This is a genomic window from Coprococcus sp. OM04-5BH, assembly GCF_003482105.1.
Classification (GTDB): Bacteria; Bacillota; Clostridia; order Lachnospirales; family Lachnospiraceae; genus Coprococcus.
Genome location: NZ_QULM01000003.1, coordinates 241,227 through 253,325 on the forward strand (window position 1 = coordinate 241,227; position 12,099 = coordinate 253,325).

10 protein-coding genes and 1 riboswitch are annotated in these 12,099 nt (G+C 41.0%); of the genes, 9 read left to right on the top strand and 1 reads right to left on the bottom strand.

Annotated elements, in window-relative coordinates:
- Nucleotides 1-31 precede the first annotated feature (31 nt).
- Together tsf and DXB54_RS08280 are read left to right on the top strand one after the other, a co-directional pair.
- The gene (gene tsf / locus DXB54_RS08275) at nt 32-1,102 is read left to right on the top strand and encodes a translation elongation factor Ts (RefSeq protein WP_118694862.1); all 1,071 of its coding nucleotides are present in this window, start codon (nt 32-34) and stop codon (nt 1,100-1,102) included.
- Nucleotides 1,103-1,459: 357 nt separating this feature from the next.
- Nucleotides 1,460-2,098: a sce7726 family protein gene (locus DXB54_RS08280; RefSeq protein ID WP_118694863.1), complete on the top strand. Its 639-nt coding sequence runs from the start codon at nt 1,460-1,462 to the stop codon at nt 2,096-2,098.
- A gap of 205 nt (nt 2,099-2,303) precedes the next feature.
- Here DXB54_RS08280 and DXB54_RS08285 read toward each other — a convergent pair whose 3' ends face one another.
- Nucleotides 2,304-2,510, bottom strand: coding sequence for a hypothetical protein (locus DXB54_RS08285; RefSeq protein ID WP_118694864.1), 207 nt, complete (start codon nt 2,508-2,510; stop codon nt 2,304-2,306).
- A 424-nt stretch (nt 2,511-2,934) separates the two neighbouring features.
- Between DXB54_RS08285 and eno the strand changes: the two genes are divergently transcribed.
- From eno to DXB54_RS08320, 7 genes are all read left to right on the top strand, one after another.
- The gene (eno, locus tag DXB54_RS08290) at nt 2,935-4,230 is read left to right on the top strand and encodes a phosphopyruvate hydratase (RefSeq protein WP_118694865.1); all 1,296 of its coding nucleotides are present in this window, start codon (nt 2,935-2,937) and stop codon (nt 4,228-4,230) included.
- 146 nt (nt 4,231-4,376) lie between these two features.
- Nucleotides 4,377-4,454, top strand: a riboswitch (Fluoride riboswitch).
- An 8-nt stretch (nt 4,455-4,462) separates the two neighbouring features.
- Complete coding sequence (locus DXB54_RS08295) at nt 4,463-5,407, top strand: cation:proton antiporter domain-containing protein (RefSeq protein WP_118694866.1); 945 nt, start codon at nt 4,463-4,465, stop codon at nt 5,405-5,407.
- Between the two features lie 69 nt (nt 5,408-5,476).
- Nucleotides 5,477-6,433: a GTP-binding protein gene (locus tag DXB54_RS08300; RefSeq protein ID WP_118694867.1), complete on the top strand. Its 957-nt coding sequence runs from the start codon at nt 5,477-5,479 to the stop codon at nt 6,431-6,433.
- The gene (locus DXB54_RS08305) at nt 6,426-8,021 is read left to right on the top strand and encodes a YncE family protein (RefSeq protein WP_118694868.1); all 1,596 of its coding nucleotides are present in this window, start codon (nt 6,426-6,428) and stop codon (nt 8,019-8,021) included. Before DXB54_RS08300 ends, DXB54_RS08305 begins: the two co-directional genes overlap by 8 nt.
- Nucleotides 8,022-8,041: 20 nt before the next feature.
- Nucleotides 8,042-9,427 carry a Mur ligase family protein gene (locus DXB54_RS08310; RefSeq protein ID WP_118694869.1) on the top strand — a complete coding sequence of 462 codons (1,386 nt, stop codon included), beginning with the start codon at nt 8,042-8,044 and terminating at the stop codon, nt 9,425-9,427.
- Nucleotides 9,420-10,142, top strand: a complete 723-nt coding sequence (locus DXB54_RS08315) for a hypothetical protein (protein ID WP_021939324.1) — start codon at nt 9,420-9,422, stop codon at nt 10,140-10,142. The genes DXB54_RS08310 and DXB54_RS08315 overlap by 8 nt, the downstream gene beginning before the upstream one ends.
- Nucleotides 10,143-10,249: 107 nt before the next feature.
- Nucleotides 10,250-12,073 (top strand): EAL domain-containing protein, encoded by a 1,824-nt coding sequence (locus DXB54_RS08320; RefSeq protein WP_118694870.1) that lies wholly within the window; start codon nt 10,250-10,252, stop codon nt 12,071-12,073.
- Nucleotides 12,074-12,099 lie beyond the last annotated feature (26 nt).

Consider the following 12,099-nt stretch of genomic DNA (forward strand, 5'->3'; position numbering starts at 1 on the left):
TAAATACTAGATTTATTTGGAGGTTATTACGATGGCTATTACAGCAAGCATGGTAAAAGAGTTAAGAGAGCTCACAGGTGCCGGTATGATGGATTGTAAGAAGGCACTTACAGAGACTAATGGTGATATGGACGCAGCTGTAGAAGTACTCAAGAAGAGCGGCGCTGCTAAGGCTGAGAAGAAGGCAGCAAGAATTGCAGCAGAGGGTATTGCAAAGGTTGCAATCGATGGAAATACAGCAGTTGTTGTTGAGGTTAACTCAGAGACAGACTTCGTTGCTAAGAACGAAGTATTCCAGGAGTTCGTACAGGCAGTTGCAGATAAGGCACTTACAGTAGATGTTGATAAGGCCGGAGATGGTGAGGATGTTGTTTCAATCCTTGACATGAAGGCTGATCTTGATGATAAGATCCTTAAGATCGGTGAGAAGATATCTATCAGAAGATTTGAGAAGGTTTCAGCAGATGTTGTTGCTTCATATATCCATGGCGGCGGAAGAATCGGTGTTCTTGTAGCAGGTAACGGTGCTTCAGGCGACGCAGCTAAGGAAGCTCTTACAAACATCGCAATGCAGATTGCAGCTATGAATCCACAGTACATCTCAAGAGATGAGATCTCAGCAGATGAACTTGCTAAGATCAGAGAGATCACAATCGACAGCGCATTAAACGATCCATTCTCACTTCCAAAGCCAGTTCTTTCAAAGCTGCTTGAGAAGGCTGTTGCAGGTGTATGGAGTGCAGAGGATGTAGCTTTATATGAAGAGCACAAGTCAAACATGAACTACTTACCAAACTTCCTTTCAAAGGAAGCTAAGGTTCAGTTAGCAGAGATCGCATGTGCTGACAAGGAAGAAATCTCAGGAAATAAGATCTTCTCAGGTCTTGTTGAGGGACGTATTTCTAAGCAGATGAAGGAAATCTGCCTTCTTGATCAGGTTTACGTTAAGGCTGAGGATGGCAAGCAGACAGTTGCTGCATACCTTAAGTCAGTAAGCGCAGACCTCAAGATCGCTAAGTTTGTTCGTTTTGAAGTTGGCGAAGGTATGGAAAAGAAGAATGAGGACTTCGCTGCAGAGGTAGCAAAGCAGATGAATGTTTAGTGTAAAGCGAACTTCACATATATATTTCTGAAATTATGATAACCCTTGCAAATGGTGGTGACACTGTTTGTGAGGGTTATTTTATAGTAAATTATTATAAATAAAATTCAGTAAAGCAATGCTTGCCACTCGGACTTGAAAATTTAGTTGTATCTGATAAAACATAGGTAAAAGTAAGTGCAATATGTTTCAGATGTTGCATAAACTATATAAGGATGATACAATCATCCAGGAGAGTTACTGCCGTTTGAGTGGAAGGTTTAACAGAAAGAGGCATCTGTAGAGATGCCTCTTTTTTAGAAAGCATAAATCATGATTATATTATGGCAAATGCAAATAAATAAGAAGGAATACAACATGCTGCACGATAAAGACATACGAGAGCCCTTATTTGAGTATCTTGAAGAAACTCATGGAAAGATAAGGATAATAGAAGAGAAGAATATGGGGGAGTCCAGGGCGGACGTGGTGATGATCTGCCCGGAGTCCATCACCGGAATTGAGATAAAAAGCGACGCGGATACATACACAAGGCTGGAGGGACAGATAAAGGATTATGACAAATTCTTTGACTATAATATTCTGGTTGTGGGAAGCACACATGCAGCCGGTGCTGCAGAACATATTCCTGAATACTGGGGACTGATCTCAGTGGAGGTAATTGATGAAAAGATTGATATCTATAAGATAAGAGACCCACAGCTTAATCCAAAGTGTGATATAAAAAATAAGATAAGACTCTTGTGGAGACCTGAACTTGCCCATATACAGGAAATATGTAAGCTTCCGGTGTATAAGGCAAAGAGCAAGGACTTTGTCCGGGAAGCAATAGTACAGAAGATTCCACGACCTCTTTTGGATACCTTGATAAGTGATGAACTGTTTGAGAGGGATTATAACACTATTGCCGAGAGCATTAAGCGATACAGACAGGAGCAGCACCCGGAAAAACGAGTCCGCAAGAAATCCTTCAGGCATAAACGCAAGAGAAAGTGATGGATGTGCATATGTCAGCAAAGGTTTTATCTGCTGATTAGCAGTCGCCAAATGCGATCATACAAGTATGTCGCATTTTCCTCATTGCTTTAACAAAAAGGCCATCATACGGGAGACTTTCAACAGAAGTCCTTGGATGATGGCCTTTTGTATACTTTAAGTTAGAGCTGCAATTTTTTCATATACTGTTATATAAACTTATATTTTATTCTTCCTCTGCGTCTTCGATTTCAGGGGTACACTTGCACTTGCAGGACTTCTTAGCTGCCTTTTTAGGTGAAGCAACCATTCCAACGATAACACCGGCAAGGAAAGAACAGAGAACTGTGAGACAGAGCTCCTTGTCAGTAAGAACATTTGCCTTTAAGTACTTAACAACATTGTCATATTTTTCTTTAAAATTATCCTTCATAATTCCATAACCTCCTTAAAATCTGCCGGCCCCATCTGCATGATGCCAACGCACATAAACGACCGGGCAATAAACTGTGCCTGTCAGATATTGTATCATATTCTTTTCTATTATAAAAGACATGATATAAAAGACATGTTGTCAGTAGTAACTAAAATTTAATTGATCAAATGAAAATATCCTGCCACATATCATAAAATAAAAAATCTTCAAGCACCCCCACATAAATATCATGTATCGGTAAATATTATCATTATGAAATATTGAATTATCTACTTGGTTAGGATAGACTAACTGTGCAAGCAAATTTGCAGAGAAACGTCAGAACCGGTCATTTGTCGTGGCAAAAGGGATGACGTCAGAAGAAGATGAAAGCACGCCATCCCTTGTGAGACGTGTCATATAATAAGGAGGAAACAGTATAATGAAGAGTTTAAAGATTACAAAGGTTGTAGGAAGAGAAATCCTGGATTCAAGAGGTAATCCGACAGTTGAGGCTGAGGTTTATCTTGAGGATGGAACTATCGGAAGAGGAACAGCACCTTCAGGTGCTTCTACAGGTGAGTTTGAAGCGTTGGAGCTCAGAGATGGCGACAAGTCAAGATATCTCGGCAAGGGTGTTACAAAGGCTGTCCAAAATATCAACGTAATTATCAATCAGGTGCTTACAGGCATGGACGCATCTGATATCTATGCTGTAGATAAGGCAATGATGGACGCAGACGGAACTAAGGGTAAGACAAAGCTTGGTGCGAATGCGATCCTTGCTGTATCTATTGCCTGTTCAAGAGCTGCTGCAAATGCACTTGATATCCCTCTATACAGATTCTTTGGTGGAATAAGCGGAAATAAGCTTCCTGTACCTATGATGAATATTGTAAATGGTGGATGCCATGCCCTTTCATCAGGACTTGATGTTCAGGAGTTCATGATAATGCCTGTTGGAGCACCATCATTCAAGGAGTGCTTAAGATGGTGTGCAGAAGTATTCCACGCCCTTGCTTCAATCCTTAAGGAGAGAGGGCTTGCTACATCTGTAGGTGATGAGGGTGGATTTGCCCCTGCCCTTGCTTCGGATGAGGAAGCTATCGAGACAATTCTTGAGGCTGTTAAGAAGGCAGGATATGAGCCGGGACGTGATTTCAAGATCGCTATGGATGCTGCTTCATCAGAGTGGAAGACAGGCAAGGTTGGTGAGTACAAGCTTCCTAAGGCCGGAACAGTATACACATCAGATGAGCTTATCGAGCATTGGAAGAAGTTAGTTGACAAGTACCCTATTATCTCTATTGAAGATGGCCTTGATGAAGAGGATTGGGAAGGCTGGAAGAAGCTGACTGCTGAGCTTGGTGACAAGGTGCAGTTAGTTGGTGATGACCTCTTCGTTACAAATACAGAGAGACTGCGGGAGGGTATCGAGCTTGGCTGCGGTAACTCAATCCTTATCAAGTTAAATCAGATCGGTTCGGTTTCAGAGACTCTTGAGGCTATAAAGATGGCTCACAAGGCTGGATATACAGCTATTGCTTCACATCGTTCAGGTGAGACAGAGGATACAACTATTGCAGATCTTGCAGTTGCTCTCAACACATGCCAGATCAAGACAGGTGCACCTTCAAGATCAGAGAGAGTTGCAAAGTACAACCAGCTTTTAAGAATTGAAGAGGAGCTTGGCGACAGCGCAGTATATCCCGGAATCAAGGCTTTCAATGTAAGGTAGTAGACATAACTTTGAAAATGGTAGACATAACCAACTCAATATATGGTAGTTAATCATAAAAAATCAAAAAATAAAAACTATATATTGACAGACGAAAGCTGCTGTATTATCATAACAGACGTTGTGCAGACGGATTCTTAAATTAATATAGACCAGGGAATGAGGCACTCCCTTGACAAGATTTGTCTAAACCGCCCGAAATGGCTGATGGCTTCTGCATTTTATGTAGAAGCTGTCGGCTATTTTTGTGTCAAGTTTTCAATGGGTTGATGTTCAATTTTTGTTATTAATTATTTCCATACTTGAGGCGGCAATACTAGGAGCTGTTATAGCTGCCGTATCACCGGCAGTTGTAGTGCCTAAGATGATACAGTTAATGGAAGAAGGTTATGGTATGAATAAGCAGATTCCACAGATAATATTAGCAGGAGCATCGGTGGATGATGTTTTTGTAATTGTACTTTTTACTTCGTTTACAGGGCTTGCCCAGGGAGATCAGATCTCCATAATGAAGTTTGTGAATATACCAATATCCATAATCGCAGGAATCCTCATAGGAGCAGTAATAGGAATTGCACTGGCCATATTCTTCACAAAAGTCCATATGAGAGATACCGTTAAGGTTATTATTATACTTTCACTTGCTTTTATTCTTGTTTCCCTTGAAGAGATGATAACTATACCGGTGACATTTGCAGCGTTGATATCTGTAATGTTCATGGGGATATTTTTAAAAAGAAAAAAGCCAGATACTTCCGCAAGATTATCTGCGAAATTTAATAAACTGTGGGTTATGGCAGAGATAATATTATTTGTTCTGGTGGGGGCGTCAGTTGACATAACTTTTATATCTAAGGCAGGACTTAAGACGGTGATCCTTATATTTGCAGTGCTGGTATTCAGGATGGCAGGCGTGTTTATCTGTATGCTTGGAACAAAGCTTAATGGCAGGGAGAGACTTTTCTGTATGCTGGCATACACTCCAAAGGCAACAGTCCAGGCGGCCATAGGCGGCGTACCCCTTGCCATGGGACTGGCATGCGGCAATATAGTCCTTACGGTTGCTGTCATAGCCATAGTGATAACTGCACCCCTTGGGGCATTTATGATAGAACATACCTATAAAAAACTTTTATCTAAAACTGAAAATAATGAAATGCTTTCAAAGAATAATTAACATGTTGCTCATATTGTGATAATATAGTAGATGTTTGTGTGAAGAAATGAACATTATCGGAGAAAGATTATGGTAAAAGTAGATCTTATAACCGGCTTTCTTGGGTCGGGAAAAACAACATTTTTAAAGAAATACGCAACATATTTAATGAAAAAAGGCGAGCATATTGGTATCATTGAGAATGACTTCGGAGCGGTCAATGTTGACATGATGCTCTTAAAGGATCTTGAAGGTGACAAGTGCGAGCTTGAAATGGTGTCCGGTGGTTGTGATTATGACTGTCACAGAAGAAGGTTCAAGACAAAGCTTATTGCCCTTGGCATGAGTGGTCTTGACAGGGTTATAGTGGAACCATCCGGTATATACGATGTGGAAGAGTTCTTTGATGTACTTTACGAGGAGCCACTTGATAAATGGTATACCATCGGCAATGTGATAACCATTGTAGACGCGGGGCTTGAGGATGATCTGTCCTATCAGTCAGAGTATCTTTTGGCATCACAGCTTGCGGACTGCGGAGCAGCTGTAGTAAGCAAGGTGGCTGCCCACAGTAAATATGATATTGATAAGACAATAGACCATATAAATAATTCTCTGTCCATGTTCTCCTGTAAGCGTAAGCTTGGCAGGGAGATTATTATTAAAGACTGGGAACAGTTCACAGACGAGGATTTTGAGCGGATATCCCACTCAGGATATTCCATATGGGATATTGCAAAGCCTTTGATCGATAAGGAAAAGGATTTCGATTCTGTATTTTATATGAATGTGAAGTTCACTTCCGAAGGTCTTAAGAAATCCATAGACAGGATATTTAATGACGAAGCCTGTGGTGATGTGAAGAGGATAAAGGGCTTCATCAAAAATGATGACGGAACCTATGTGGAGATAAATGCCACAAGGGAGAAGTCGGTATTTGTCCCTATAGCCGATGGTCAGGAAATAATCATTGTAATAGGAGAACACCTAAATAAAGAGAGATTGGACTGTCTGTTGTTGGACAGGGACGTTCAGGTGCATGAGTAGAAGAGAAAGAAGACCGGATTTCGAGGAAAAGGATAACAGAAAGAAAAGAAAAAAGAATAAAACCGAGAAGATACATGTTGAAGGTGATCGAAGAAGGATCGCGTCAAGGGTTATCTCCATTATAGCTTCTCTTGTGATGATCCTGGTCATAGTATGGAATACCTACCAGATATTTAACAGTGTTGTGATGTTTGCCCGGTATGTAAAGGGCGAGCCCATTATGGCAGCAGTCATGGATGTGGCAAGAATCATTATAAGAGTGGGTTGTATAGTGTATGCCGTTGCTATCATAATAGAGTCATTTCAGGTGTGGCTGGTACGCCGGGCTGACTGGAAGCAGGCAAAGCACAGAAGACTCAGCAGGAATACGGTGCGCTTTACCTGTGTAGGTGTGGGAGTGATGCTGTTAAGTCTCGGGGATCTTGTTACCAACTATCTTATGTGCATATGCCTTCTGGCACAGATGGTGCTTGCTATCATGTTCTCTATGCGAAAGTCACAGAGATTGGCTGTGTGGATACTTACTGTGGTTTATATCGTGGGTATCATTGCTATATTATATATTACTCTCTTTGACAGAAGTACAAGAGAGCCGCTGTCAGATCAGACCGGTGTAAGCACCGAGTCGGCCAGCAATTCCGTTATGAGCCAGCTGTGGGAGATGTCTGCATATCCGGAGTATTTTCATATGACTATGTATGCGAATAATCTCAGACATAATTACGGACTTATAACCGTGCCGGGACTTTTGTACGCTGACTCCATCAATGCAGCAACAAAGCAGGTGGATACATGCACCCAGGTTACACCTCAGGGACTTGCCATATCAGACAAATACATTTTCGTAAGCGCCTACTGTCATACAAAAAATCACAAATCCATGATATTTGTAATAGACAGGGAGAGCGGAGAATATGTGAAGGAAATAGTGCTTGCCGACAGAACTCATGCCGGAGGACTTGCTTATGATCCTTCCCACAATGTGTTGTGGATAGCCACTAAGATAAATAAGACTGATGAAAACGGAAATAAAGAACGTGTGGCGGCAGTTGGATGTATAACCCTGGAGGAAATCGAAGATTACGATTTTAAGGAAACCGGACAGCCTTTAAAATATCACAATGCCTGTGCCACAATGTTTGAGAATACATCATTTATCACCTATTATGACGGATATCTCTATTCAGGCTATTGGTTTGCCAGCAAGAAGAAGACCAGCCTTATGGCGAAGTTTAAGATCACAGATGACGGCATAAGCCTTGAGAAGCTTCCGGATATGATCGCATCTATTCCGGGACAGGTTCAGGGAATGATGGTGTATAAGGACAAGGTTATATTTGCAACGTCATACGGAATAGATGAATCGAAACTTAAGATATACAAAAATGGTGACGATATACTGAAATTCGACAATAAGATCCTTATAAGGAATATTGAGCTGCCCCAGAAACTGGAGCAGATATATTCGTACGGAGGACGATTGTATCTTTTGTTTGAATCAGGAAGCTATGCATACAGGCTTACAGCCCCGGTGTGTATGGATCATATTGTATCCATGAATGAGAATACAATAACTGTTACCGAGTAAGAAAAAGTAGGAGGTGCCTTATGGCCGGAAAAAACTTAAGATTTTATGTAGCATTGTATATGAGTAAACTGGCGCGTACAGCGTTAAGGGTTTTAAAGAGGAATGCCAGTTACTTTCCCGGAAAGCTTGCCATCAAGATATGCCCCGATTTCCTGGGTAGGATTAACAAGCCTGAGACAATAATAACCGTAACAGGAACAAATGGAAAGACCACGGTATGCAATATGATACTGGACGCACTGGAAGCCAACGGATATGATGTCTTAAACAACAAGGCGGGGTCAAATATAAATGCCGGCGTTGCCAGTTCACTGGTAGCAGAAAGCACAATGTCAGGCAAGTGCAGGAAGAAGATAGCAATATTTGAGATAGACGAGAGAAGCTCAAAGCTTATCTATCCCTATATCAAGCCGACCTATGCAGTCTGTACAAACCTTTTCAGGGATTCAATACACAGAAATGCAAATCCTGAATTTATATTTAACATAATAAACAGCAGCCTGCCTGAAAGCTCCCATATGATACTTAATGCGGATGATCTTATAAGCTGTAATCTTGGGGCCGCAAATGACAAGACATATTTCGCCATCGACAGACTCGCCACAGACAAGGAAGAGTCGGTGAACCTTATAAATGATGTAAGGATATGTCCTAAGTGCCATAAGCCTCTACATTACAACTATGTGAGATATCACCATATAGGAAATGCAAAATGTGAGTTCTGCGGATATGAGTCACCGAAGGCAGACTATCTAGGAAAGCTTGATATGGACAATCAGATACTTAATGTGGTAACACCTTTCGGTACCGAGGAGTACCATATGGTGAGCAACAGTATCTTCAATACCTATAATCAGCTTACAGCTATTACAGTGTTAAGAAAGCTGGGACTTTCCTATGAGGCAGTTAAGAAGTCATTTGCGGATCTTAACATTGTAGAGTCCAGGTATTCCAAGGAAACTGTAAATGGCATTGATGTGGTAACACATATGTCAAAGGGACAGAATCCTATTGCCTGCTCATGTGTATTTGACTATGTTAAGGATGAACCGGGAAATAAGGAGATAATACTTATACTTGACGATGTATTTGACAGACAGGGATCTTCGGAGAATATGACCTGGATATTCGATTGTGATTTTGAATTCTTAAATCAGCCGGATATAACCAACATAATCATAAGCGGTGTAAGATGCAATGATTACAAGCTTAGACTTCTTATGGCAGGGGTTCCGGAGGAGAAGCTTATGACCACCTCAGACGAGGTGAATTCACCTGAATTGCTTAAGCTTGACGGAACAGACGCGGTATACATCCTCCATGAGCTTTATGCTGCGAATACGGCAATGAAGGCAAGGGATAAGGCAGTTGCCGTAATAAAAGAAAGGGGTGCAAAGAATGAGTAAGAATATAAAGATAGAAGTATTATATGGTGAGTTTGCAAACCTTTTTGGCGAGCTTCAGAATATCAATTACATTAAGGATTGTGTGCCGGAGGCAGAGATTATCAATACAAAGCTTCATGATGTGCCTGCATTTGTGTCTGAGGATGTGGACATGGTATATATGGGTGCCATGACAGAGAATCAGCAGGAACTTGTAATAGAAGCCTTAAAACCTTACAGGGACAAGATAAATGAACTTATTGATAAGGGAACAGTGTTCCTTTTCACAGGAAATGCTCTTGAGATAGTTGAGAAATATATTGTTGCCGAGGATGGCAGAAAGATAGAAGCACTGGGTATCTTTGATACATATGCCAAGAGAGATATGATGCACAGATTTAATTCTCTTATCCTTGGGGAGTTTGAGGGTATAAAGCTTGTGAGCTTCAAGGCACAGTTCTCCAAGTCCTACGGAGACAACAGCAATGATTACTTTTTTGATGTTATAAGAGGGGAGGGGCTGGGACCTGATACCATGAAGGAGGGCTTAAGGAGAAATAACTTTTTTGCCACATATTCAGTGGGACCGTTCCTTGTGTTAAATCCATTATTTGTAAAATATCTCTTGAACCTTATGGGAGTAGAAGATGTCAGGCTGGCATTTGAACCTACCATTATGGCGGCTTATGAGCAGCGTCTTAAGGAGTTCTCGGACGAGAAGTGCAGATACCAGTAGAACCATGAAAATAAACATGTGAAATGCAAGTTGATGGTTTATAATAGCCGGCCTGTATGTTACAATGAAAGTAATATGTTGTTAGTGTAAGGAGCAGGACAGAGTACATGGATATAAGATGGAATAAATCATATAAGCCAAAGAGAAAGTTATATTTGATCAGAACGCTGGCAGCTACAGGATATGAAAGCTTCTGTGAGGAGATCGGCTACAACTGGTATGAGAGGCTTGTGGGTGTGTCTGATACCGTTGACAACAGAGCTATGTATTATCTTCCGGAGAAGATGTGCGATGATGGGTATTCAAGGATCTGTGGAGGTATTGAGGTTGCATACTCAAGTCAGAATCCGTGCCCTGAGGGGTGTGAGGAGAAGATTATTCCCGGCTTTGACGTTGTGGATCTTGTGGGCTTCCCGGTGGAGCTTCTGGATGATATACCTAGACTTATAACCAGCGCATATTCTTATGCCAAACTGTATATAGAGAATGAAAAAGTAAATATTGTTACGGATAATAAGATACCATATATAATCTATATGGAGAATCCTACGGAGCTCAGGGTTGAGATCCCTATATGGTCTGTTAAGACAAGGATGGAAGAAATGCTTACGGTGGACAGACTTTCAAAGAGGGATCTGTATAACCTTGCCTACAGAGATGGAACCACAGGGTTTTATAACTGGACCTGGCTTAAGGAGAAGCTTGAACAGTGTAAATATATAGGATATGACCGCTTCGTATTCGGCAGGTTTGATATAAAGAACTCAAAGGTCATATGTAATGTGTTTGGCCATGATGAGGAGCTGGCAGTCTACAAGATGATATGCAAGACTCTTACGGAACAGGATTTTATTATTTATTCTGCAAAGTGTGAGAACGATAATTTTGCAATGATCATGAAATATATGCCGGAGGAAGAGCTGGTTACGAAGATCCATGCAATGTTTGAGAAGATAGGTACACTTCCGTCAAACAAGAAGTTTAATATATTCTACAGGTGCGGTCTTGTTGAATACAATGAGGCTGATAATCTGAAGCTTACCATGTCCATGAATGAAATGGCTATCATGGCGCAGGAAAAGGGTATAAGAAATAACGAAACGGAGATAATTTATTATACGGAGGAAATGAAGCGTAGCTATATAATGGCACAGCAGTTCAAGGTTGAGCTCCCTAATGCTATTGAAAATGAGGACCTGGCCGTGTTCCTGCAGCCTAAGTATAATCCTCAGAACGACAAGCTTACCGGTGCGGAAGCCCTTATAAGATGGTTCTATAAGGGAGAGGATCTTCTTCCGCCTAAGTACTTTGTTCCTCAGTTTGAAGCAGACGGAACCATAGATATTATAGACAGGTATGTACTCCGTCAGGTATGCAGGAAATTTCAGGAGTGGAAGGTTCTTGGATATCCTCTATATCCTATATCCGTGAACCTGTCAAGACATCAGATAGTACGTCCTGATCTTATATATATCCTGTGTGATATCGTAGATGAATACAATGTAGATCACGGACTTATTGATTTTGAAATAACTGAGAGTGCTGAGTTTAATGATATGGATTATCTTATTAAGGTTCTTCATGAGATTAAGAAGGAGGGCTTTAAGATATCTATGGATGACTTCGGAACAGGATATTCCTGTCTGGGACTTCTTAAGGATATGCCCCTTGATGTACTCAAGATAGATAAGAGCTTTATTGATGGAATCGCTGTGGGCGATTATAACAACAAAGATATGCTGATGGCAAAGGATATTCTCACTATTGCCAATCATCTTGGCATTAAGAGTCTGGCGGAGGGTGTTGAGACTTTTGAACAGAAAGAATACCTGAGACAGTGGGGATGTCATTATATTCAGGGATACTTCTACAGTAAGCCTGTTACCATTGCCAATTATGAGTATCTCTTGAAACAGAATGTAACTGAATGATCCTGTTTGGGTATATAATGCAGATA